Raw genomic sequence first — 23407 nt, 5'->3', positions numbered from 1 at the left:
GGCCGCCCCAGTAGCCTGGGGCGATGCTCAAGGAAGTGATCGCGACCCGCTACATCACGCCGTTGCGTGAGGGCGGCTCGCTGCCGGGTCTCGTCGAGGCGGACGACCTGCGGACGTACGTCATGAAGTTCACCGGCGCGGGACAGGGCCGCAAGACGCTCGTCGCCGAGGTCGTCTGCGGTGAACTCGCCCGCCGCCTGGGTCTGCGCGTGCCCGGCCTGGTGACGGTCGGGCTCGATCCCGTCCTGGGGCTCGGCGAGCCCGACGAGCAGGTGCAGGAGCTGCTCAAGGCGAGCGGCGGGACGAACCTCGGGATGGACTTCCTCCCCCGGGCGCTCGGCTTCGACGCGCTCGCGCACCGGGTGGGCCCCGAGGAGGCCGGGCGGATCGTCTGGTTCGACGCGCTGGTCAACAACGTCGACCGATCGTGGCGGAACCCTAACATGCTGGTCCGCGACGGGGAGTTGTGGCTGATCGACCACGGCGCCACGATGATCTGGCACCACAACTGGCCCGGCGCGCAGCGCTTCGCCGAGCGCCCGTACGATGCCTCCGACCACGCCCTCGCGCCCTTCGGCCCGGACGTCGCCGCCGCGGCCGCGGAGCTGGCGCCGCTGGTCACCGAGGACCTGCTGGCCGAGGTCACCGCCGAGGTCCCCGACGAGTGGCTGGCGGACGAACCCGGCTTCGACACCCCGGACGCGCTGCGGCGCGCCTACGCGGAGCCGCTCCTCGCGCGCGCCGCCCTCATCCACGAGCGCATCCAGGAGGCAGGCAAGTGAGCGGGTGGGACGCGGTGAGCGGACCGGGCGGAGCGAGCGGCCCGAACGTGGCGGGCGCGGCGGGCGGGAAGGACGTCTACGAGTACGCGCTGCTGCGCGTCGTGCCGCGCGTCGAGCGCGGCGAGTGCATCAACGCCGGCGTCCTGGTCTACTGCCGGGCCCGGTCCCTCGTCACCGCGCGCACCCACCTGGACGAGGGCAGACTGCTGGCGCTCGACCCGGCGGCGGACGCGGCGGCCGTACGCGCCGCGCTGAGCGCCGTCGAGCGTGTGTGCGCCGGAGGGCGGGCGGCGGGCCAGGCCGCGCGCGACGACGCCGGACGGCGCTTCCGCTGGCTCGTCGCACCCCGGTCCACCGTCGTCCAGCCGGGCCCCGTGCACACCGGTCTGACCGTCGACCCGGTCGCCGAGGCGGAGCGGCTGCTGGACGTGCTGGTGAGGTAATGGATCACAGCCGGGCGATGCGCCGTTGACACCGGGTGCCATCGCTTCTAGCGTCACGTGTGCCGAAGGTACTAAGCGGTCGCTCATCGGTGGGAGGGGTGGCCGCGCGAGCCGCACACGAGGCTTCCCGAGGCTCCCGCACGGTTGTGCACGTCAGGCTTTCCAAGGGCGAGGAGAACCAGCAATGTCCACCACTGACCAGCGCGTCGCGATCGTGACCGGCGCCGCGCGCGGCATCGGCGCCGCGACCGCCGTACGACTGGCAGCCGAGGGGCGCGCCGTCGCGGTGATCGACCTCGACGAGGCCGCGTGCAAGGAGACCGTGGAGAAGATCACCGCGGCGGGCGGCCGGGCCCTCGCGGTCGGCTGCGACGTCTCCGACGAGGAGCAGGTCGCGGCCGCGGTCGCACGCGTCGCCGAGGAGCTCGGCGCACCGACGATCCTGGTGAACAACGCCGGTGTGCTCCGCGACAACCTGCTGTTCAAGATGAGCGCCGCCGACTGGGACACCGTCATGAACGTGCACCTGCGCGGCGCGTTCCTGATGTCGCGGGCCGTCCAGAAGCACATGGTGGACGCCAAGTTCGGCCGGATCGTCAACCTCTCCTCGTCCTCCGCGCTCGGCAACCGCGGCCAGGTCAACTACTCCGCCGCCAAGGCCGGCCTGCAGGGCTTCACCAAGACCCTCGCCATCGAGCTCGGCAAGTTCGGCGTGACCGCCAACGCCGTCGCCCCCGGCTTCATCGTCACCGACATGACCGCCGCCACCGCGGAGCGCGTCGGCATGGACTTCGAGGAGTTCCAGGCCGCGGCCGCCACCCAGATCCCCGTGCAGCGCGTGGGCCGCCCCGACGACATCGCGAACGCCATCGCCTTCTTCACGGGCGAGGACGCGGGCTTCGTCTCCGGTCAGGTGCTGTACGTGGCCGGCGGGCCGCTCGACTAGGGGCCGGGAGACACCGAACATGACCGCACTTCCCGAGCTCTCCGGCAAGGTCGCCCTGGTCACGGGCGCCAGCCGGGGCATCGGCTACGGCGTCGCCGAGGCCTTCGTCGCGCGCGGCGACCGCGTCTGCATCACCGGCCGCAACGAGGACGCCCTGAAGGAGGCCGTCGAGGCGCTCGGCTCCGACCGCGTCATCGGCGTCGCCGGCAAGGCGCACGACGAGGAGCACCAGGCCGTCGCCGTCGAGCGCACCATGGAGGCCTTCGGCCGCGTCGACTTCCTGGTCAACAACGCCGGTACGAACCCGGTCTTCGGGCCGATCGCCGACCTCGACCTGAACGTCGCGCGCAAGGTGTTCGAGACCAACGTGGTCTCGGCGCTCGGCTTCGCGCAGAAGACCTGGCACGCCTGGCAGAAGGAGAACGGCGGCGCGATCGTCAACATCGCCTCCGTCGCCGGCGTCTCGGCCTCCCCGTTCATCGGCGCGTACGGCGTCAGCAAGGCCGCGATGATCAACCTGACGCTGCAGCTGGCGCACGAGTTCGCGCCCGGGGCGCGGGTCAACGCGATCGCCCCGGCGGTGGTGAAGACGAAGTTCGCGCAGGCCCTGTACGAGGGGCGGGAGGCGGAGGCGTCGGCGGGCTACCCGCTCGGCCGGCTCGGCGCGCCGTCCGACATCGGGGGCGCCGCCGCGTTCCTCACCTCGGAGCAGTCGGACTGGATCACCGGTCAGACGCTCGTCGTCGACGGCGGCCTCTTCCTCAACGCGGGCGTGGCCTGAGCGGCGGTCCGCGGCCCGCTGTCCTGCTCGGACCGCCGCCCCGTGTGGCCCGCGGTCCGCAGCGGTGCGTACGCCAGGTGCCCCGTCCGGGCCGTTCCGACCGGACGGGGCACCACCGGTTCCGGCCGCCCGGCCCGATTGTCGGTGGGCGGCGGTAGGTTCTGTGCTCTCGTACGTGATTGCACACCGGAGGAACCCGACGTGACCGACATCGCCATGCTGCCCGAGTCCTGGCGCGGCGTCCTGGGCGAGGAGCTGCAGAAGCCCTACTTCAAGGAGCTCACGGAGTTCGTGGAGCAGGAGCGTGAGAAGGGTCCCGTCTACCCGCCGCGCGAGGAGGTCTTCGCCGCGCTCGACGCGACGCCGTTCGACCGGGTCAAGGTACTGATCCTGGGCCAGGACCCGTACCACGGCGCGGGCCAGGGCCACGGCCTGTGCTTCTCGGTCCGCCCCGGGGTGCGCACGCCGCCCTCCCTGCGCAACATCTACAAGGAGATGAAGGAGGAGCTCGGCCACCCGGTCCCGGACAACGGCTATCTGATGCCGTGGGCCGAGCAGGGCGTCCTGCTGCTCAACGCGGTGCTCACCGTCCGCGAGGGCGAGGCCAACTCGCACAAGGGCAAGGGCTGGGAGAAGTTCACCGACGCGGTGATCCGGGCGGTCTCCGACCGGCCCGACCCGGCGGTCTTCGTGCTGTGGGGCAACTACGCGCAGAAGAAGCTCCCCCTGATCGACGAGAGCCGGCACGCCGTGGTGAAGGGCGCGCACCCCTCGCCGCTGTCCGCGAAGAAGTTCTTCGGCTCGCGGCCCTTCACGCAGATCGACGAGGCGGTGGCCCGGCAGGGGCACGAGCCGATCGACTGGCGGATTCCCGACCTCGGCAAGTGAGGCCGGCGGACTCCCGGCCCCGGGAAGTGGGAGGCGGGTCCGTGACCGGGCCGTCGTCCGGTCACGGCCGGGCCCCGGGAGGCGGGTCCGCCCGGCGTGACGGCAGCCGCGGTCGCGGCAGCCGTCGCAGCCGACACTCCGGCGGCGGTCCTCCGGTGTCCCCGGAGCCGCCTGCCCGTGATCGTCGGTGGCTGCGGCTAGCGTCGTCACCGGCAGGGACGGCGCAGGGACACCGGTGCCGTCCCTGCCGGTCCGGGCACGCGTGCGGGCAGGGCGGCACGGCGTGCGCGGGCGGCGGCGATCGACGAGTGCGGAGGACGCGCGGTGGCGGAGCGGCAGGAGCGGACGGCGGCGGACGCCATGATGACCAGGATCGGGCAGGCCGTCATGCTGCACCGGGGCGGGGACCGGGAGGAGGCCCGCAGCCGCTTCCTGGAGCTGTGGGCGGAGATCGGGGAGAACGGCGACCCGCTGCACCGCTGCACCCTCGCGCACTACATGGCCGACACCCAGGACGACCCCTTCGACGAGCTCGCCTGGGACCTGCGGGCGCTGGCCGCGGCGGCGGAGCTGACGGACGACCGGGCGGCGGAGCACCACCGGTCGCCGGCGGTGCGCGCCTTCTACCCGTCCCTGCACCTCAACCTCGCCGCGGACTACGCGAAGCTCGGCCGCGCCGAGGACGCCCACGGCCATCTGCGGCTGGCGCGCGGCGCGGTGCACACACTCGCCGACGACGACTACGGCAACGGCGTCCGGGAGGCCATCGGCCGCCTGGAGCGGACGCTGGCCGAGGAGGGCCCCGGCGGGGAGAGACTCGGCCCGCCGCGGCGCCCCTGACCGGCGGCCCCACCGGCGCGCGGCAGGGCACACGACGGCACCGGCCGACGCCGGCGCCACGGCTCCGTACCGATACCGGCACCACGGCTCCGTACCGGCGCAGGCGCCCGTCCTCCGCCCTCCGTGCCCTGCACCGTCCGGCGCCCCACGTCCTGCACCGTCCGACGCCCCTACGCCCTTCGGGCTCACTGCCCGTACGCGTTCCGGCAGATGACCGCCTGCGGGCTGGCCGGCTTCCAGCCGCCGTACTTCCCGCCCAGCGCGCACACGTCCGCCCGCCCCGGCGAGGCGCCCTGCGCGGGGAGATGGGGAACGGCACGGGGTCCGGGCCGGTGCGCGGGCCCGGGAGCCGCGGGCCGCGCGCGCCCGGGTGCCGTCGTCGCGGCGGGGACCGGTGCCGGGGCCGCGGGCGCCCGGCGCGGCGCCGCGGACCGGCGGGGTGCCGGGGCCTTCCCGGCCGCGCTCCGGGACGGGCCGACGCGCTCCAGCGCCTCCCGCGCCGGGGCCTGCACGATCTGCGGCTCGGTCCTGACCGCGGGACGCGACGACGCCGGCGGGCGCTGCCCCGACGGCGCGGCTCCCGGGGGCGGGTTCCGGACCGTCGCACAGCCGGACAGGGCCGAGACGGCCAGAGCGGCCAGGGCGGTCAGGAGCGTCGCGGTGATCGTGGTTCGCTGCACCCGCGCCACTCTGCTCGCCGCGCGCCGGCCGGGGGAGCCGACAGGCGGGGAGGTGCTCCGCACGGGTGACGGCTCCGGCGCGGCCGTATGCTTCCGACGAGATGCGCGCCGGGTCCCGCCGGGTGCGCGGGCACCCCGAAGAGGAGACGTTCGTGAAGGTCGGCTGCATCGGACTCGGCGACATCGCGCGCAAGGCGTACCTGCCGGTGCTCGGCGCCCTGCCGGGGATCGAACTGCACCTGCACACGCGGACGCCCGCGACCCTGACGGAGGTCGCCGAGAGCCTGCACCTCCCGGCGGGGCAGCGCCACACCGGCCTCGACGACCTGCTCGGCCAGGGCCTCGACGCCGCCTTCGTGCACGCGTCCACCGCCGCGCACCCCGAGATCGTCACCCGGCTCCTGGAGGCGGGCGTGCCGACCTACGTCGACAAGCCGCTCGCGTACGAACTCGCCGAGTCCGAGCGGCTCGTCCGGCTCGCGGAGGAGCGCGACGTGAGCCTCGCGGTCGGCTTCAACCGGCGGCACGCCCCCGGCTACGCGCAGTGCGCCGACCACCCGCGCGAGCTGATCCTGATGCAGAAGAACCGCGTCGGCCTGCCCGAGGTGCCCCGCACGCTGGTGCTCGACGACTTCATCCACGTCGTGGACACGCTGCGGTTCCTGGTGCCGGGGCCCGTCGACGACGTGAGCGTGCGGTACCGGGTCGAGGACGGGCTGCTGCACCACGTCGTCCTCCAGCTCGCCGGGGACGGGTTCACGGCGCTCGGCGTGATGAACCGCATGAGCGGCTCCACCGAGGAGATCCTGGAGGTCTCCGGGCAGGACCGCAAACGGCAGGTCGTGAACCTCTCGGAGATCGTCGACCACAAGGGCCAGCCGACCGTGCGGCGGCGCGGCGACTGGGTCCCGGTCGCCCGGCAGCGCGGCATCGAACAGGCCGTGCTCGCCTTCCTGGACGCCGTGCGCGCCGGGAAGGTGCTCAGCGCCCGGGACGCACTGGCGACCCATGAACTGTGCGAACGGGTGGTACGCGCGGTGACCGGGCGTCCTGCCGCCTGAGCCGCGCCCGCGCCCTCAGCCGCCGCACGGTCCCGGCGGCGGCCACGGCGGCGAGCACCAGCAGCGCGGCGCGCACGGCCCAGTCGCCGAAGCGCGCGTACAGGGTGGTGCCGCCCGCCGTCGGCACCTCGTACACCGTCGAGGCGCTCGCGTCGGTGCCGAGCGGGGAGCCGATCCGCGCGCCGTCCGGGCCGTGCACCACGGACACCCCGGTCAGCGTCGCGTGCACCATCGGCCGGCCCGTCTCGGCGGCCCGCAGCGCGGCCAGCGACGCGTGCTGCGCGGGCGCCCAGCTCCCCTGGAACGTCGAGGTCGACGACTGCGCCACCAGCAGCCCCGCGCCGTCCCGCGCGAGCTGCCGGCTCATGTCGGGGAAGGCCGACTCGAAGCAGACCATCGGGCCCACCCGCAGCCCGTGCCCGACGTCCATCAGCACCTGCCCGGTGCCGCGCATCCGGTCCTCGCCCGCGGCCTTGCCCACGGAGGTCGCCCAGCCCAGCAGCGAACGGGCCGGCACGTACTCGCCGAACGGCACGAGGCGCATCTTGTCGTAGCGGTCGCCCGTCGGCCCCCGCGGCCCCACGAGCACCGAACTCTTGTAGATCCCGGGCCGGTCGGAGCGCCGCGCGTCCACGTTCACCAGCAGGTCGGCGCCCACTTCGCGGGAGAGCGCGGCCAGCCGCCCGGCGAGGTCGGGACGGTCGGCGAGGTCGTACCCGACGCTGCTCTCGCCCCACACGACGAGGTCCACGTCCTGCCCGGCCAGCCGCCGGGTCAGCGCCTCCTCGCGGGCGAAGCGCCGCTCGGGGGCGCCGGCCCCGTCGACGACGCCCGGCTGCACCACGGCGACGCGCACCCGGGCACCGGTGTCCGGACGCGGCGCCCACGCCCAGGCCGCCGAGGCGGCGGCAGCGGTGGCGACGAGCGCGGCGAGCGCGGGCACGCGCGCCCGGCGCTCCGCGACGAGCGCCGCCACCGCGACGTTCACCGCCACCACCAGCAGGCTCAGCAGCCACACGCCGCCGACCGAGGCCAGCCGCAGCGCGGGCGCCACCTGCCACTGCGTCGACCCGAGCAGACCCCACGGGCCGCCCAGCCCCTGCCAGGACCGGACGAGTTCGGGCACGAGCCAGCCGCAGGGCAGCACGACGAGCGCGAGCGCCGCCCGGCGGGGTGAGGGAGCGCCGCCCAGGAACCGGTGCACGAGCCACGCCCAGGGCGCCCACAACGCGCCCAGCAGGGCCGCGAGCACGAAGGTGAACACGTGCAGGCTCGGCAGCAGCCAGTGGTGCACGGCGAGCATGAACCCCAGCCCGCCGAGCCAGCCGTCGTACGCCGCCCGGCGGCCCGTCGGCGCCGAGCGCGCCAGCAGGATCCACGGCACCAGGGCGACGTACGCGAACCACCACAGCGACGGGGCCGGATAGGCGAGCACCGGCAGGGCGCCCGCGAGCACGGCGGCCACACCGCGCCCCCACCGGCCGGCCGGCCGACGGCCTCCGCCGACGGCGGACAGGTTCATGCAGCGCCTCCCTCGGCCCGACGCCCGGTACGTGCCTTCTCAGTGTGCGCGCCCGCGACGATCTCAAACAGAGGGCGGCCCTCCGCGCGCCGCGCCGCCGTGTCAGCGCGCCGGAGCGGGATCCGCCGGCGGCACGCCGTGCCGCCACTTCTCCTCGACGACCACCTCGCTGAACCGCCAGCCGTCGTCCGTGCGCAGCAGCGCGAAGGCGTACCGGCCGCCGAGCACGACGTCCGGCGCGCCGTGCCCGCCGTCCCGCCCGGCGAGCCGCATCGGGCTCAGGTAGTCCGCCCGGACCCCGGCGGTGTCCCCGGTGTCCTGCTCGTGGACGCCGAACCGCACCCGCCGGTTGACGATCAGGTGCTGGCGCACGGGGAAGCGCTCCAACGCGCGCGCCAGCCACCCGGCGACCCGCGCCGCGTCGCCCTCGATGCCGCCCGCGGAGCGGTAGTCGACGCGCCCGTCCGCCGTGAACAGCCGCCGGTACGCCGCCCAGTCGCCGTCGTCGACGGCCGCCGCGTACTCCGTGATCAGTCCGTCGACCGCGAGCCGGTCCCTCACCGTCGCGAGTTCCACGCGCTGCGTCATCGCTTCAGTGTTGGCCACGGGGCGCGACGGGCCAAGAGGGCGTACGCGATATTCGGTGGCCGTCCGCGCGCGCACGGCCGAAGCTGAGGCGCATGAACGACCGAGCGACACCGGACGACCGCCCGACGCGGGACGGACACGCCGTGCCGGAGGAACACGCCGTGCCGGACGGCCGTGCGGTGGACCCCGAGAGCGAGCCCGAGTTCCGTGTCCGCGCCCGCCACACGGCCTCGACGATCACCGTCTACCAGGCGTACCCGCCGGAGATCGGCGTCCCGGCCGCCCGCGACGGCCGCTTCCCGTCGGCCTGGAAGCGCGACCGCATGACCTGGATCAAGCCGTCCTTCCTCTGGATGATGTACCGCTGCGGCTGGGGCACCAAGCAGGGGCAGGAGACCGTGCTGGCCGTGGAGATCGACCGCGACGGGTTCGCCTGGGCGCTGCGGCACGCCTGTCTGTCGCACCACGTCCCCGCGCTGCACGGCGACCGCGACGCCTGGCGGCGGGAGCTGCGGCGCGCGCCGGCGCGGGTGCAGTGGGACCCCGAGCGCGATCTGCGGCTGGCCCCGCTGCCGTACCGCTCCCTGCAGTTGGGGCTCTCGGGGGAGGCGGCCGCGCGGTACGCGGACGAGTGGATCGTGGGCGTGACGGACGTGACGGCGGCCGCCGCCGGGATCCACCGTCTCGTGCGCGCCGGCGAACTCGACCGCGCGCGGGCGCTGCTGCCGCACGAACCGCCCTACCCCGCCGACGAGGACGCCCTGGCCCGTCTGCGATCGTAGGGCGGACCAGGGGCTCGGTGATCCGGCGGTTCGCCGGGCCGGCGGGTTGGCGGGGTGCATCGCGGTGCACCGAGGTGCGAGGAGGCACACATGGCACGTCCGGTCACGGTCGTCACGGGCGGCAGCCGGGGGATCGGCGCCGCGACCTGCCTGCGGCTGGCGGCGGACGGGCACGACCTGGCCGTCGGGTACGCGCGGGACGCCGACGCCGCCGAGAAAGTGGCCGGTGCGGTGCGCGAGGCGGGGGCGCGCTGCGTGACCGTGCGCGGGGACACGTCCGTCGAGGCGGACGTCGAGCGGCTCTTCGACACGGCGGCCGAGCGGCTCGGGCCGGTGACGGGCCTGGTGAACAACGCGGCGGTGACCGGCCCGCTCGGCCGCCTCGCCGACGCGGACACGGCCGACCTGCGCCGGGTCGTGGAGGTCAACCTGCTGGGCGTCCTGCTGTGCGCGCGCCGGGCCGCGCGCGACATGACGGCGCGCGGCGAGGGCGTCATCGTGAACATCTCCTCGGGGGCGGCCACGCTGGGCAGCCCCGGCGAGTACGTGCACTACGCGGCGACCAAGGCGGCCGTGGACGCGCTGACGGTGGGCCTGTCGAAGGAGCTGGGCCCGGACGGCGTCCGGGTCAACGCGGTCGCGCCCGGTCTGGTCGAGACGGACATGCACGCCGCGATGGGGGACCCGGGACGGCCCGCGCGGATGGCTCCCGGCATCCCGCTGCGGCGGGCCGGGAGGGCCGAGGAGATCGCGGCGGCCGTGGCCTGGCTGCTGTCGCCGGAGGCGTCGTACACGACGGGGGCGGTGCTGCGGGTGGCCGGAGGGCGCTGAGGGGCACCCGCGGCGCCGTACGAGCCGCAGGCGCCGGACACCGGGTGCGGAGCGCCGGGAGTGCCGGGAACACCAGGAGTGCCGAGCACGGGAACGGGGCTCGGCGGGCGCCGGAGGTCCGGGGCGGTCGGCGGTTCGCCGACGGGGGGTTCTGTGCGGGAGTGCGCGGTCCTGTGGCCGACGCGGGGCCGGGCCGGGCGGGCGGCGCCCGTACGGCTCGCACGGCGGGAGAGAGCGTTCGGGAGGACTCGTCCGACTCGTCCGGCGGAACGGAAGGGAGCGGTCCAGGAAGGGACGCCCGGCGGAACGGAGGGGAACGGCCCAAGGGGAGGCCCTCGGCGGACGGGGCGGCTCGGGAAGGGGCGTTCCGTGGGGCGGGGCGGCTCAGGAAGAGGCGTTCCGTGGGGCGGGACCGTCAGGCGTCTACGGTGAAAGGGGCCCGTCTTCCCAGGTCGAGGGCTGCTCCGCCGGATACGCCGTCCCGTCGGGAGGCGGTCCTTCCGGCTGGGACCCGTCCGCTGCCGCGTCGGGCTCCGGCGCTCTTCAAGCGGCTGCGACGACCTCCTGGCGCACGGCCTCGGCCCACTCCACCACCAGCAGTTCGTATTCCGCCCGCTCCTGGGCGGAGAGGTAACCGCCCGCGCGTATCCATAACGAGCGGATCTGTTCGTTCACCGCGGCGGCGGACCGCACGGAGCCAGGGGTGGTGATTTCGGACATGCGGACCAGCGTAGGGCCAACGGCTGACCGTGCGCTACCGGACGGCTACCTGGACAGTATGTGGTTGGTCACGTGGGTTTCTGTGGCGGCTTCGTGGGGACTGTTTCGAGAAGGTTTCAGTCGATCTCGCCGCCGTTTCGGCGGACCGCCCGTCCTCCGCAAGGTGGACCGTGCGGCGGACCGGACGGTGGACCGTGCGCCGGACCTCCCGGCGGCGCACCGCCCCGCTTCCGTCGGCCTCGCCGTCGCGGTCCCATGTCACCACCGCCGCCATGTGCGTACACGGCGGCGGCCCGCGTCCTCCTGGTGGAGGACGCGGGCCGCCGTTCTGTGCGGGTGCGGGGTCCGGTCAGTGGGCCGGCTCGCCCGCGTGCGGGCTCATCACGCCCATGCTGACCAGCACGATCAGCACGATGCCGAGGATGACCCGGTAGTAGACGAACGGCATGAAGCTCTTGGTGGTGATGAACTTCATGAACCAGGCGATGACCGCGTAGCCGACGACGAAGGCGATGACGGTGGCGAAGGCGGTGGGGGCCCAGTCGACGTGTCCGCCCTCGGCCGCGTCCTTGAGCTCGAAGACGCCGGAGGCCAGCACCGCGGGGATGGCGAGCAGGAACGAGTAGCGGGCCGCGGCCTCACGGGTGTAGCCCATGAGCAGGCCGCCGCTGATGGTCGCGCCGGAGCGGGAGACGCCCGGGATCAGGGCCATGGCCTGGCAGACACCGAAGATCAGGCCGTCCTTGACGCCCAGGTCCCGCAGCGTCTTGCGCTCCTTGGCCGCGCGGTGCCGGCCGCCCGTCTCGTCGCGCGCGGCCAGCCGGTCCGCGACGCCGAGGACCACACCCATGACGATCAGCATCGTCGCCGTGACCCGCAGGTCGCGGAACGGCCCCTCGATCTGGTCCTTGAGCGTCACGCCCAGTACGCCGATCGGGATGGAGCCCACGATCACCAGCCAGCCCATCTGGGCGTCGTGGTCGCCGCGCATCGACTTGTCCACCAGCGAACGGAACCAGGCGGAGACGATCCGGACGATGTCCTTGCGGAAGTAGATCAGCACCGCCGCCTCCGTGCCGATCTGCGTGATCGCGGTGAAGGCCGCGCCGGGGTCCTCCCAGCCCGAGAACGCCGCGGTGAGCCGCAGATGGGCACTGGAGGAGATCGGAAGGAACTCGGTCAGCCCCTGGACGAGTCCGAGGATGAATGATTCAAACCAAGACATGAAGTTTCGTGATCCAAGTGCTGATGGCGGAAGAGGTGCGAACAAAAGGCGGACGGACGCACCGTGTTGTCGTATGGGGTGATCACGGGCGTCGGGGGCAGCGTAGCGCCCCCGGGTGACAGGCCGGGGACAGGCCCCGGACAGTGCGGCCGGACGCGGGCCGCCGCCGGGGTGTTGACCCGCCGCGAGCACGGAGCTTACGTTTCCGGGCGAGGGAGAAAGCGCTTGCTGCGCGCGTCGGGGCGATGTCCGGCAGACGCCCGCCGGGTCTGCCGCCTCGTCCGACGGAGTGCTGATCACGTACATGGGAACCGCCCGCGACGCCGCCACCGGCCGGACGACCCCGGCCCCCGCTCCGAGCGCGACCTCCGGGAACGGACCGCCGGCGCCGCTCGGCGGCCGCCGCGTCAGAGCCGCCGTGATCGGCACGGGCGCCATCGCGAGCGGCAGCCACCTGCCCGCCCTCGCCCGCCTCGCGGAAGAGGGCGAGGCGGAGGTCGTCGCCGCGGTCGGCGTCGACCGGGAGGCGGTCGAGCGGTTCTGCGCGGAGGGCGGCGTGCCGCACGCCTGCACCGACCTGGACCGGATGCCGGCCGAGCAGCGCCCCGACCTCGTCAGCGTGTGCACGCCGCCCACCCCGCACCGCGACCGGACCGTCGCCGCGCTGCGCGCCGGGGCCTGGGTGTGGTGCGAGAAGCCCCCCGGTGCCCACGCTCGCCGACTTCGACGCCGTCCGGGCGGCGGAGGGCGCCGACGGCGGCCCGTACACGGCGATCGTCTTCCAGCACCGCTTCGGCTCGGGCTCCCGGCGCGTGCGGCGGATGCTCGCCGAACGGCTCACCTGGCACCCGTACGACGGCGCGCTGTGGGCGGAGGAGGAGCGCCGCGTCGAGGTGCACGACGTGCGGCACGCGACCGGCTCCTGGGCGCTGACCTGGACCACCGCCGTCACCAACCGCCGCGACGAGCCGCTGCTCTTCGGCAGCCCCACCACCGCGGGGCGCGAGACGGCCGGCTGCACGGGGCGGTTCTGGCGGGGCCCGCGCGCCTTCCGCGACGGCCGCATCACCGGCCCCGACGGCGGGGGACCGGAGACGATGGGCGCGCGGGCGCCCTGGCTCGCGTACACCGGCGAGCACGACGGCGCCGACGGGCACGCCACGCTGGTCTTCGCGCACGCCCCGGAGAACGACCACGGCGGGGAGGGCGGCGCGCACCCGGCCCACTGGTTCGTGCGCAACGACCCGTTCGCCGCCGTCGCCCCCTCCCTCGTCTTCTTCGACGAGCTCGAACTGGTCCCGGCGACCCCCTCGCCCGCCGCTACCGCGTGATCGTGGCGGACGGCGCCTGGGGGCGCGCGGAGATCGCCGAGCGCCTGGCGGAATCCCGTGGTGAGTCCGGCGGGCGCGGCGCGGACCCTGACGGCGCCGGGGTACGGGGCCAAGCCGCCGCCGCGGGCCGGGGCGCCTCAGCGTCCGCGCAGGTGGTGCCGCTTGCGCCAGGCCACCACCGCGCCGATCAGGCCGGGTACGGCGATGAAGCCCATCGCGACGAGGAAGACGGGGGAGGTGGGCGTCGAGGCGCGGGCGCCCGCGACGACGTACGCGGCGGTGTTGGGGATCGACCCGAGCCCGGTGGCGAGGAGGAACGACGGCCAGCTCATGCGGGAGATCGCGGCGCAGTAGTTGGCCGCCGCGAACGGGATGCCGGGGAACAGCCGGACCGCCAGCATCGAGCGGAAGCCGTGCCGGCTGAGCTGGCCGTCCGCGGCTTTGAGGAAGCGGGCGCGCAGCAGCGGGCGCAGGGCGTCCTGCCCGAGCACGCGGCCCAGGCCGAAGGAGACGCCGGCGCCGAGCACCGTGCCCGCGATCGCGGCGCCGAGCCCGAGCTGCGAGCCGAACAGGGCGCCCGCTGCGAGGTTCAGCAGCGGCCGCGGCACGAACGCGACCGTGCACAGGCCGTACGCCACGGCGAACACCACGGCCGCCGCGGCGCCGTTGAGCTGCGCGGGCCAGCCGTCGGAGAGCAGCCGCTGCGGTTCGAACGCCAGCACGCAGCCGGCGGCGCCCGCGAGCAGGGCGACGAGCAGGGACAGCCGGAACCAGGGGGACAGCAGGGCTCTCGCCCAACGGGGTGGCGCGGCGGGGACGGCGGCCGGTCCCGCGAGGGCGGGGCGGCCGGTGGGCAGGGGAGTGGATGCGAGCTCCGTGGCGGCGGCCGGGGGAGTGGCCGTGGCGGTGCCCCCAGAGCGGGTGGTGGCATCGAGCATCCGGTGACACTAGCCGACAAATGTGTGTGATCGCCGTGCGCTTCGTCTCATCGGAGTCACAAACGGAGTCCCAAGTGCCTCTTCCGGGGCCCGTTTCCGTTCCGTACGGGACCCGTCCACGCCCCGTGCGGCGCCCGGCCGCGCCCCCGCCCCGTACGCCTCCCGCCGCCGGCCCGGTCGCTTCCCGCCGCTGCCGGCCGCTCCGCGGGGCCGCCGCCCCGTCCCCCGCGGGGCCGCCGTGCTGCCGGAAAACCGTTGGACGCCGGACGGCGCGTCGGCGACGATCGGCGTCATGTTCCGGTACGCCTTCCCCCTCGCAGCATCCGCCGTCGCGGATGCGCCGAAGGCTGCCGTCCCGTTCCTCGTGGCCGCCGTCGACGGCGCCCGAAGCTGACCCTCTCCGGATCGTCCGGCGGACCCCGAAGGGGGAGGGTCGGCACCACCTCGGGGTCCGTGTCCCGCGTCGCCGGGACCCCCACGCGCACCGCCCGACCCGGCGCGCGTTCCCTTCCAGCAGGCTTCGAGGTACAGCCATGCCCAAGACGGCCTACGTCCGCACCAAACCGCATCTCAACATCGGCACCATGGGCCACGTCGACCACGGCAAGACGACCCTGACCGCCGCCATCACCAAGGTCCTCGCCGAGCGCGCCGGCGGCGGCACCCGGTACGTGCCCTTCGACCGCATCGACCGGGCGCCGGAGGAGGCGGCGCGCGGCATCACCATCGACATCGCGCACGTCGAGTACGAGACCGACACCCGGCACTACGCCCACGTGGACATGCCGGGCCACGCCGACTACGTGAAGAACATGGTCACCGGGGCCGCCCAGCTCGACGGGGCGATCCTCGTGGTCTCCGCGCTCGACGGGGTCATGCCGCAGACGGCCGAGCACGTGCTGCTCGCCCGCCAGGTGGGCGTCGACCACGTCGTGGTCGCGCTCAACAAGGCGGACGCGGGCGACGAGGAGCTCATCGACCTCGTCGAGCTGGAGGTCCGCGAACTGCTCACCGCGCACGGCTACGGCGGCGACTCCGTCCCCGTGGTCCGGGTGTCCGGACTGCGGGCGCTGGAGGGCGACCCGCGCTGGACTGCCTCGATCGAGGCGCTGCTGGACGCCGTGGACACGTACGTGCCGATGCCCGAGCGCTACCTCGACGCGCCGTTCCTGCTGTCCGTCGAGAACGTGCTCACCATCACGGGCCGGGGCACCGTCGTGACCGGCGCCGTCGAGCGGGGCACGGTCCGCGTCGGCGACCGGGTCGAGCTCCTGGGCGCCGGCCTCGACACCGTCGTCACCGGCGTGGAGACCTTCGGCAAGCCCATGGAGGAGGCGCAGGCCGGGGACAACGTGGCGCTGCTGCTGCGCGGCGTGCCGCGCGGCGCGGTCCGCCGCGGCCACGCCGTCGCGGCTCCCGGCAGCGTCGTACCGGGCCGCCGCTTCACCGCGCGCGTGTACGTCCTGTCGGCGCGCGAGGGCGGCCGCACGACCCCGCTGACGACCGGTTACCGGCCGCAGTTCCACCTGCGCACCGCGGACGTGGCCGGCGACGTCGACCTGGGCGCGGCGGCCGTCGCACGGCCCGGCGACACCGTCACCATGGCGGTCGAGCTGGGGCGCGAGGTGCCGCTGGAGCCCGGCCTCGGCTTCGCGATCCGCGAGGGCGGGCGCACGGTCGGCGCGGGGACGGTCACCTCGGTGGGCTGACCGGAAACAGGGCCCGCCCCCTTCCGGGAGGGGGCGGGCCCGGCACGCCCGGTCCGCCCACCGGCACAATGGGGTGCGTGGAGGAGCCGATACCCGTGACCCGCGTCGTCGACCACGGGACCGCGAAGCTGATGCCGGACGTCGACCGGGAGCGGGCCTGGCTGCTGACCGTCGACGGGGCGCCGCAGTCGTACGTGGACCTGGACGACCCGGCGCACCTGGAGTTCGAGTACGCGCGCCGGCTCGGGCACGTCCTGGACGTCGTCGCGGAGCCCGGACGGCCGCTCGACGCGCTGCACCTCGGCGGCGGCGCGCTCACCCTGCCGCGCTACCTGGCCGCCACCCGGCCGGGTTCCCGCCAGGACGTCGTCGAGGCGGACCGGGGCCTGCTGGACCTGGTGACCGAGCACCTGCCCCTGCCCGGGGACTCGGGCGTCACCCTGCACCGGGCCGACGCCCGCGCCTGGCTGGAGGGCGCCCCGGACGGCTCGGCCGACGTCCTGGTCGCCGACGTCTTCGGCGGCTCGCGCGTCCCGGCGCACCTGACCTCGCTCGCGTACGCCCGCGAGGCCGCGCGCGTGCTGCGGCCCGACGGCGTCTACCTCGCCAACCTCGCCGACGCCGCGCCGTTCGCCTTCCTGCGCTCCCAGCTCGCCACGTTCGCGGCGGTGTTCGCGGAGCCGGTGCTGATCGCCGAGCCCGGTGTGCTGCGCGGGCGGCGCTTCGGCAACGCGGTGCTGGTCGCCGCGCACGGCCCGCTCGACACGGCGGCCCTGGCCCGCCGCACCGCCGCCGACGCCTTCCCCGCGCGGGTGGAGCACGGGGCGGCGCTGCGGGAGTTCACGGGGGACGCCGCGCCCGTACGGGACGAGGACGCCGTGCCGTCGCCGGAGCCGCCGGACGGGGCCTTCCGCATCGGCTGAGCGTGAGCGGCCTTCGGCATCGGCCGAGGGCCGGGACGGCCGGGGCCTCCGGCAGCGGGTGCGGGCCCGGACACCGGGGCCTTCGGCGCCGGTCCGAGGGATGGGGCGCCGGAGCCTTCGACAGCGACAGCGGCCGGGAGGCGGGGCGTCAGGAGCCTTGGGCGGCGGCCGGTGGGCGGGGCGGCCGGACCGGGCGCCTCAGCCGGCGGCGCGTTCCAGGTCCTCCCGCGCGGGCGCCTCCGACGCCGTGGGCGCGTCCACCGGGTGGTGGGTCACGGGCCTGGTCCGCCGGGTCAGGTTCCGGACGTCCGGTACGCACAGCACCGCCGCCGTGACCACCACGACCAGGGCCGCGCAGCCCCAGAGGGAGGCCGTCCGGCCGAAGGCCTGCTCGGCCGGGCCCGCGAGGGCCGTCGCCAGCGGGACCATCGCGATCGAGCCGAACCAGTCGTACGCCGAGACCCGCGAGAGCTTCTCCTGCGGGATCTCCTGGTGCAGCGCGGTCATCCAGGAGACCCCGAACACCTCGATGGCCAGGCCGCTCACGAACATCACGCCGTACAGGACGCCCACCGGCACGGGCACGGCGAGCGCGGCCGACGGAGCGGCCAGCGGGAAGACGCACAGTGTGCCCGCGAGCAGCAGGCGGCGCGGCCTCCAGCGCATCATGAGGACCGCTCCGGCGACCGTGCCCGCGCCGAACATGCCCAGCGCCAGCCCCCACGGGCCCGGCCCGCCCAGACTCTCCCGGGCGACCAGCGGCCCGTACACGGACTCGGCGGCGCCGACGACCGCCACCACGACCGAGAACTGCGCGACGACCGCCCACAGCCAGCGCCGTCCGACGACCTCCCGCCAGCCGTCCCGCAGGTCGGCGAGCAGGCCCCCGCCGGGCGCGGGGGGCCGGACGCGCCCGACCGCGAGGAAGGCGCGCAGGACGCCGGCCACCGCGAAGGCCGCCGCGTCCAGGGCCAGCACCCAGCCGGGTCCCAGCGCGGCGACCAGCACGCCGCCGAGCGCCGCGCCGCCCAGGCCCGCGCCCTGCATCGCCATCCGGAACAGCGCGAAGGCGCGCCCCGCGTGCTCGCCCTCGACGGAGGAGAGCAGCATGCCCTCGGCCGCCGGGTTGAAGAACGCCTGGCCGACGCCGCCGAGCGCGGTCAGCAGCATCATCTGCCACAGCCGCGCCTCCCCGGTGAGCACGACGAGGGCGAAGGCCGCCTGCGACACGCAGTTGAGCGCGTTGGCCGCGACCATCACGCGGTGCCGCGGCAGCCGGTCCGCGACCGCGCCGCCGATCAGCAGGAAGAGCACCAGCGGGAGCGTGCGGGCGGCCGCCACCAGACCCACGTCGCCGCCGTCGCCGCCCGCGTCGAGCACGGCGAACGCCGCCGCGATCAGGGCGCCCTGGCTGCCCAGGTTCGTCACGACCGCGGCGGCGGTGAGCAGGGTGTAGTTCCGTCCCGCCCAGGCGGGGCGGCGCGGGCTGCGGGTGTCGGCGGCAGAGGTCACCGGGCGACTATCGCCGCCGCGGCCCCGACTTGCCAAACCATTTGGCCGCGAGGTAGGCCCCGGACCGTCGTACGCCCTCCGACCTGCGGACCGACGCTTCCGGGGCCGTCGGCTCGGTCCTCCCCGAGCCGACGGCCCGGTCCTTGCGGATCCGGGGCCGATGCTTCCGGGCCCGGGGCCCGATCACCGCGGGCCCCGCGGTCCGGTGCTCCGTGCCCGGGCGCGGGTCCGTGCCGTGTCCGGGCACGCGCCCGCGGTCAGGAGTCCTCGGGGTCGCCGTGCAGCCGCACGGTGCTGAGGATCTTCTGGACGGTCGCGTCGGGCACCTCCTCCTCGACGCCCTTGGCGCCGAAGAACGTCCAGGACACGAAGTCGCCCTTGGAGTTCTTGAAGGCGAACGTGGTCGCCTTGCCGTCGGAGTCGCACTTGCCGGTTTTGGGGACCCCGCTGGAGTAGGTCGTCGCGACGCTGCCCTCGACCCCGGACTCGGTCGTGTACTTCTTCGGCTCGCCGATCTTCAGCAGCTTCTTGGAGGAGTCCTTCTGGTCGGTGTAGCCGCCGAAGACCCACCAGGCGGAGTCGTTGCGGGCGACGTCGTCGGTGTTCTTGGCGCCGTTCTGGCCCTTGGTGCCCGTGGCGGCCAGCTCGGTGTCCTCCGTGGTGCCGTCCTTGTCGTCGTCCGAGGTGCACCACTTGGACTTGAAGTACGCGGGCGCGGACATGCCGATGAGTACGGAGCCGTCGCCCTTCTGATCGTCCTCGAAGCCCATGAAGACGCCGGGCGACTCGACCTCCCAGTCGGCCGGGACGTCGAAGGCGGTGCCCCACTTGGGGTTCACCACGACCTTCCAGCCCGGGACCGTGGGCTTCTCGGCCTCGCCGCCGCGGGGGTTGTCCTCGGCGCCGGACGACCCGCTCTCCGTGGCCGAGGCGGACGCCGTGGGGGAGGGCGAGGACGTACCGCTCGCGGTGTCGTCCTCGTCGCCGCCGCCCAGGACCAGGAAACCGGTGACCCCCGCGGCGACCAGCACGGCGGCGGCCGCCACGATCGCGGTGACCTTCGTCTTCCGCCCGTCCTTGCACGGCGGTTCCGGCGCGCCCAGCGGCACCGTGGGGGCGCCCCACTGCGGCTGCCCGGGCTGCTGCCCGTACGGGTTCGGCTGCTGGTACCCGGGCTGCGGATACCCGGGCTGCTGGTATCCGGGCTGTTGGTACGGGTTCGGCTGCTGGTACCCCGGCTGCTGGTACGGGTTCTGGTCCTGCGGGTGCTGCTCGCCCCCGGGCGGCTGGTTGTCTCCCCCGGGCGGCTGATTATTTCCTGGCCACATGGCCTGTAACCATAGAGGCGGGCGGGACGGGCTGCCATCCTCCGCCCCCACGGGCCCGGTGCCGGCGGGCGCCGCCCGGCCCGCCGGCCGCGTCCGCCCCCTGGCCAAGCTTTGCTACTCGCCGGTAACGTTCCGGTCCATGAGCGCAGACCAGATGTCGATCGGCGAGATGCTCGCCGCCACGGTGCCGATGGTCAGGACCCTGAACCTCGAGTACCTGGAGACCACCCCGGAGCGGGCCGTACTGGTCCTGCCGGACCAGGGCGAGTACCACAACCACGTCGGCGGGCCGCACGCCGGAGCGATGTTCACCCTCGGCGAGTCCGCGAGCGGCGCCGTGGTCCTCGCCGCCTTCGGGGACCAGCTCTCGCGCGCCGTGCCGCTGGCCGTGCGCGCGGACATCGCCTACAGGAAGCTGGCGCTCGGACCGGTGAAGGCCACCGCCACGCTCGGCCGGCCCGCCGGCGAGGTCGTCGCCGAACTGGACGCGGGCCGTCGGCCGGAGTTCCCGGTGGCCGTCGAGATCCAGCGCGAGGACGGCGCCGTGACCGGCGAGATGACGGTCGTCTGGACCCTCCGCCCGAACGGCTGAGCCGGCCTTCCTCTTCCTCCCGTTCCTCCCGTTCCTCCCCGTTCCTCCCGCGCGCGCCGCACGGCGCCCTCGCCGGACGCCCCGGCGGGCCCCCTCCGGTCCCGCCGGGGCGTCCGCCGTTCCGCCGTGTCACCGTTCCGGCGGTTCGCCGTGCCGCCGTTCCGGCGCGCCGGAACGGTCCCTTCGGTGGCGGTCGTGGGATTCGTGCCGCGTCCGTTGTGTCCAGCGGTGTGTCGGTCCGTCCCTGGCGCATAGTGCGTCCAGGGCCGGACGCACCCGCGCCGCCGGCGCAGATGCGGCGCGCCCAGCCGTGCCCGCACACCGAAGGAGTGACGGCCCATGCCCGACACCGTGTCCCGGCGGTCAGCCCTGCGCCTGCTGGGCGGCGCGACCGCCGTCGCCCTCGCCGCGACCACGGGGTCCCCCGCCGCCGCGCGCGCCGCGGGCACCACGGCCACGGGGCCCGCAGGCTCCGCGCGCACCGCCGGCCCCGTCGCCTCCGCCCGCGTCGAGGGCCTGCTCGCCCGGCTCACCCTGGACGAGAAGATCTCCCTGCTGCACGGCGCCGCCGATCCGGAGAGGCTCGGCCAGGCCGGCTACGTGCCCGGTGTGAAGCGCCTGGGCATCCCGCCGCTGCGGCTCGCCGACGGCCCGGCCGGGGTGCGCGTCGCCCGGCACGCCACCGCCCTGCCCGCGCCCGTCCTGCTCGCCGCCGCCTTCGACCCCGCGCTGGCCCGCCGCTACGGGCGGGTCGTCGGCCGCGAGGGCCGCGCGCTCGGCCAGGACGTGCTGCTCTCGCCGATGGTCAACCTGATCCGCACCCCGTACGCGGGACGCAACTTCGAGACCTTCGGGGAGGACCCACTGCTCGCCGCCGACCTGGTGGCGGCCCAGATCGAGGGCGTCCAGGGCGAGGGGCTCGTCGCGACCGTCAAGCACTTCGCCGTGAACAACCAGGAGAAGGACCGTGAGACCGTCGACGTACGGGTCGGCGAACGGACCCTGCACGAGACCGAGCTGCGCGCCTTCGAGGCCGCCGTCGACGCCGGGTGCGGCGCCGTCATGGGCGCCTACAACAAGGTCAACGGCACGTACGCCTGCGAGAACCGCGCCCTGCTCACCGACGTCCTGCGCGACCGCTGGGGCTTCACGGGCTGGGTGATGAGCGACTGGCGCGCCACCCACAGCACCGCCGCGTCGCTCGCCGCGGGCCTCGACATGGAGATGCCGGACGACCGGCACTTCGGCGCCGCCCTGCGGACCGCCGTCCGGGACGGCGGCGTCCCCGAGGCCCACGTCGACCGGTCCGTGCGCCGCGTCCTCACCGTGCTGGACCGCTTCGGACTGCTGGACGCCGACGCGCCGCCGCGCCCCGGGCGCGACCCCGCGGCCGGCGCCGCCGTCGCCCGCGAGGTGGCCGAGGCCGGTGCGACGCTCCTGCGCAACGAGGGCGGCGCCCTGCCCCTGACCGGCGCCGCCGCCCGCAGCATCGCCATGGTCGGGCCCACCGGGTCCGTGCCCTTCGTCAGCGGTGGCGGCAGCGCCCACGTCGTCCCCGACCGGGCCGACAGCCCGCTCGCCGCGATCAGGGCCCGCGCGGGACGGGGGGCGAGGGTCACGTACGCGCTGGGCGAGGACCTCTACGGCAAGGCCCTGCCGCACGGCGCCCTCACCCCCGGCCTCGACGCCGAGGGGCAGGCCGTGGCGCCCGGGGAGACCTGGGCGTACGACGGGACGCTCACCGCAGGGGAGGACGACGAGTGGACCTTCGTCGTCCACTGCTCGGGCGCGCGGCCGAAGGTGCTCCTCGGCGACGTCGAGCTCTTCCCCCGGGCGCCCGGCCTCACCGAGTACTTCGCCGGCGGCCTCGTCTCCGCCGCGCCCGACGGGCTCGCGGTGCGCCGCAGGAGCCTCCGCCTCACCGCCGGCACGCACCGGCTGCGGATCACCGCGAAGGGCGGGAAGGAGGGCCAGACCTTCCGTCTGCGGCACATCACCGGCGCGACCCGCGCCGCGGACGTGGCCGGGGCGGTCCGGGCGGCGCGCGCCGCGCACAGCGTCGTCCTGTTCGCCTACGAGGACGCCACCGAGGGACAGGACCGCACGACGCTGGCCCTGCCCGGGAACCAGGAGCGGCTGATCGAGGCGGTCACGGCGGCCAACCCGCGCACCACGGTCGTCCTCAACACCTCGTCGGCGACCGCGATGCCGTGGCTGGAGCGCACCGCCGCCGTGCTGCAGATGTACTACCCGGGCCAGGAGGGCGCGGCCGCCACGGCCGCCGTCCTCTTCGGCGACCGCGACCCCGGCGGCCGGCTCACCCAGACCTTCCCCGTGGACGACGACCGCCACCCGGTCGCCGGCGACCCGCTGCGCTACCCGGGCGTGTCCGGCGTCCAGGAGTACACGGAGGGCGTCCACGTCGGCCACCGCTGGTACGACGCGCGGGACGTGGCGCCGCTGTTCCCGTTCGGGCACGGCCTGTCGTACACCTCCTTCGCCTACGAGGACCTGCGGGCGCGGCGCCGCGGGGACGGCCTGGAGGTGTCGTTCACCGTGCGCAACACCGGCCGCCGGGACGGGATCGAGGTCGCGCAGGTCTACGTCGGCCCCTCGCCCGACCTCCGGCTCGACCAGGCCGTACGGGTGCTCGGCGGCTACCGGCGGCTGGCGCTGCGGGCGGGGGAGCGGCGCCGGGTCGCCGTCCGCGTCGACGCGCGCACGCTCTCCTCGTGGGACGCGGAGCGGCACGGCTGGGTCCTCGGCACGGGCCGCCGCACGGTCTGGGCCGGGGCCTCCTCGCGCGACCTGCGGCTCGACGCGGACGTGGTCGTCTGAGCCGCGGCCGGGGGAGCGCGGTCGCGGGCGGCGGGCCCGCCGCACCGGTACAGCCCGCGCACCGGTACGACCCGCGGGACTCCGGCCGGTCCGGTCGAGCGGGTAGGCTTCCCGGGGTGCGCACAGGGGGAGCGCGCGCCGGGCCCG

21 protein-coding genes and 1 pseudogene are annotated in these 23407 nt (G+C 75.3%); 14 read left to right on the top strand and 8 right to left on the bottom strand.

From position 1 onward, the window contains the following. The first annotated feature begins 23 nt into the window (after positions 1-23). The 6 genes from IE271_RS30250 to IE271_RS30225 all read left to right on the top strand — a co-directional run bounded on the left by IE271_RS30250 (position 24) and on the right by IE271_RS30225 (position 4680). On the top strand, positions 24-782 hold the full coding sequence (locus tag IE271_RS30250) for a HipA family kinase (protein WP_190193657.1): 759 nt from the start codon (positions 24-26) through the stop codon (positions 780-782). Between the two features lie 47 nt (positions 783-829). Continuing rightward, positions 830-1225, top strand: coding sequence for a DUF3037 domain-containing protein (locus tag IE271_RS30245; protein WP_190193685.1), 396 nt, complete (start codon positions 830-832; stop codon positions 1223-1225). 184 nt (positions 1226-1409) lie between these two features. Beyond that, positions 1410-2171, top strand: a complete 762-nt coding sequence (gene fabG / locus IE271_RS30240) for a 3-oxoacyl-ACP reductase FabG (protein ID WP_190193656.1) — start codon at positions 1410-1412, stop codon at positions 2169-2171. A 19-nt stretch (positions 2172-2190) separates the two neighbouring features. Next, positions 2191-2952 (top strand): SDR family oxidoreductase, encoded by a 762-nt coding sequence (locus tag IE271_RS30235; RefSeq protein WP_190193655.1) that lies wholly within the window; start codon positions 2191-2193, stop codon positions 2950-2952. Positions 2953-3153: 201 nt separating this feature from the next. Continuing rightward, positions 3154-3840, top strand: coding sequence for a uracil-DNA glycosylase (ung, locus tag IE271_RS30230; RefSeq protein ID WP_190193654.1), 687 nt, complete (start codon positions 3154-3156; stop codon positions 3838-3840). Positions 3841-4164: 324 nt separating this feature from the next. Next, entirely contained in the window at positions 4165-4680 is a 516-nt protein-coding gene (locus IE271_RS30225) for a hypothetical protein (protein ID WP_190193653.1), read from the top strand. Between the two features lie 185 nt (positions 4681-4865). On the opposite strand, the gene IE271_RS30220 is transcribed toward IE271_RS30225, so the two are convergent. Beyond that, entirely contained in the window at positions 4866-5360 is a 495-nt protein-coding gene (locus IE271_RS30220; protein WP_308435225.1) for a hypothetical protein, read from the bottom strand. Between the two features lie 152 nt (positions 5361-5512). On the opposite strand from IE271_RS30220, the gene IE271_RS30215 reads away from it, so the two are divergent. Then, complete coding sequence (locus IE271_RS30215) at positions 5513-6421, top strand: Gfo/Idh/MocA family protein (protein WP_190193683.1); 909 nt, start codon at positions 5513-5515, stop codon at positions 6419-6421. On the opposite strand, the gene lnt is transcribed toward IE271_RS30215, so the two are convergent. Both lnt and IE271_RS30205 read right to left on the bottom strand, forming a co-directional pair. Continuing rightward, a complete protein-coding gene (gene lnt, locus IE271_RS30210) occupies positions 6342-7943 on the bottom strand; it encodes an apolipoprotein N-acyltransferase (RefSeq protein ID WP_190193652.1) in 1602 nt (533 codons plus the stop codon). The genes IE271_RS30215 and lnt overlap by 80 nt on opposite strands. Positions 7944-8045: 102 nt before the next feature. Further along, complete coding sequence (locus IE271_RS30205) at positions 8046-8531, bottom strand: nuclear transport factor 2 family protein (RefSeq protein WP_190193651.1); 486 nt, start codon at positions 8529-8531, stop codon at positions 8046-8048. 92 nt (positions 8532-8623) lie between these two features. Between IE271_RS30205 and IE271_RS30200 the strand changes: the two genes are divergently transcribed. Together IE271_RS30200 and IE271_RS30195 are read left to right on the top strand one after the other, a co-directional pair. After that, on the top strand, positions 8624-9313 hold the full coding sequence (locus IE271_RS30200) for a DUF4291 domain-containing protein (protein WP_190193650.1): 690 nt from the start codon (positions 8624-8626) through the stop codon (positions 9311-9313). A gap of 90 nt (positions 9314-9403) precedes the next feature. Further along, the gene (locus tag IE271_RS30195) at positions 9404-10144 is read left to right on the top strand and encodes an SDR family NAD(P)-dependent oxidoreductase (protein ID WP_190193649.1); all 741 of its coding nucleotides are present in this window, start codon (positions 9404-9406) and stop codon (positions 10142-10144) included. A 543-nt stretch (positions 10145-10687) separates the two neighbouring features. On the opposite strand, the gene IE271_RS30190 is transcribed toward IE271_RS30195, so the two are convergent. Both IE271_RS30190 and IE271_RS30185 read right to left on the bottom strand, forming a co-directional pair. After that, positions 10688-10864 (bottom strand): hypothetical protein, encoded by a 177-nt coding sequence (locus tag IE271_RS30190; RefSeq protein ID WP_190193648.1) that lies wholly within the window; start codon positions 10862-10864, stop codon positions 10688-10690. A gap of 349 nt (positions 10865-11213) precedes the next feature. After that, positions 11214-12089 carry an undecaprenyl-diphosphate phosphatase gene (locus IE271_RS30185; RefSeq protein ID WP_190193647.1) on the bottom strand — a complete coding sequence of 292 codons (876 nt, stop codon included), beginning with the start codon at positions 12087-12089 and terminating at the stop codon, positions 11214-11216. Between the two features lie 304 nt (positions 12090-12393). Here IE271_RS30185 and IE271_RS42420 point away from each other — a divergent pair. Further along, a pseudogene (locus tag IE271_RS42420) lies at positions 12394-13467 on the top strand (DUF6807 family protein); the annotation flags it as partial. A gap of 90 nt (positions 13468-13557) precedes the next feature. On the opposite strand, the gene IE271_RS30170 reads toward IE271_RS42420, so the two are convergent. Continuing rightward, positions 13558-14358, bottom strand: coding sequence for a TVP38/TMEM64 family protein (locus tag IE271_RS30170; RefSeq protein WP_190193682.1), 801 nt, complete (start codon positions 14356-14358; stop codon positions 13558-13560). A 533-nt stretch (positions 14359-14891) separates the two neighbouring features. On the opposite strand from IE271_RS30170, the gene tuf reads away from it, so the two are divergent. Together tuf and IE271_RS30160 are read left to right on the top strand one after the other, a co-directional pair. Continuing rightward, positions 14892-16067, top strand: coding sequence for an elongation factor Tu (gene tuf, locus IE271_RS30165; RefSeq protein ID WP_190193646.1), 1176 nt, complete (start codon positions 14892-14894; stop codon positions 16065-16067). A 77-nt stretch (positions 16068-16144) separates the two neighbouring features. Next, a complete protein-coding gene (locus IE271_RS30160; RefSeq protein ID WP_190193645.1) occupies positions 16145-16990 on the top strand; it encodes a spermidine synthase in 846 nt (281 codons plus the stop codon). A 198-nt stretch (positions 16991-17188) separates the two neighbouring features. Here the strand turns inward: IE271_RS30160 and IE271_RS30155 are convergent, their stop codons facing one another. Both IE271_RS30155 and IE271_RS30150 read right to left on the bottom strand, forming a co-directional pair. Further along, positions 17189-18502, bottom strand: a complete 1314-nt coding sequence (locus IE271_RS30155; RefSeq protein ID WP_229919642.1) for an MFS transporter — start codon at positions 18500-18502, stop codon at positions 17189-17191. Positions 18503-18759: 257 nt separating this feature from the next. After that, on the bottom strand, positions 18760-19830 hold the full coding sequence (locus tag IE271_RS30150) for a DUF8017 domain-containing protein (RefSeq protein ID WP_190193643.1): 1071 nt from the start codon (positions 19828-19830) through the stop codon (positions 18760-18762). A gap of 154 nt (positions 19831-19984) precedes the next feature. On the opposite strand from IE271_RS30150, the gene IE271_RS30145 reads away from it, so the two are divergent. After that, positions 19985-20422 (top strand): DUF4442 domain-containing protein, encoded by a 438-nt coding sequence (locus IE271_RS30145; protein ID WP_190193681.1) that lies wholly within the window; start codon positions 19985-19987, stop codon positions 20420-20422. Positions 20423-20761: 339 nt separating this feature from the next. Continuing rightward, positions 20762-23260 carry a beta-glucosidase family protein gene (locus tag IE271_RS30140; RefSeq protein ID WP_190193642.1) on the top strand — a complete coding sequence of 833 codons (2499 nt, stop codon included), beginning with the start codon at positions 20762-20764 and terminating at the stop codon, positions 23258-23260. Positions 23261-23407 lie beyond the last annotated feature (147 nt).

The organism is Streptomyces minutiscleroticus (assembly GCF_014650875.1).
Taxonomy (GTDB): Bacteria; Actinomycetota; Actinomycetes; order Streptomycetales; family Streptomycetaceae; genus Streptomyces; species Streptomyces minutiscleroticus.
The sequence above is the reverse complement of the archived record's forward strand: the minus strand, read 5'-3'. Positions and strand labels throughout refer to the sequence as shown.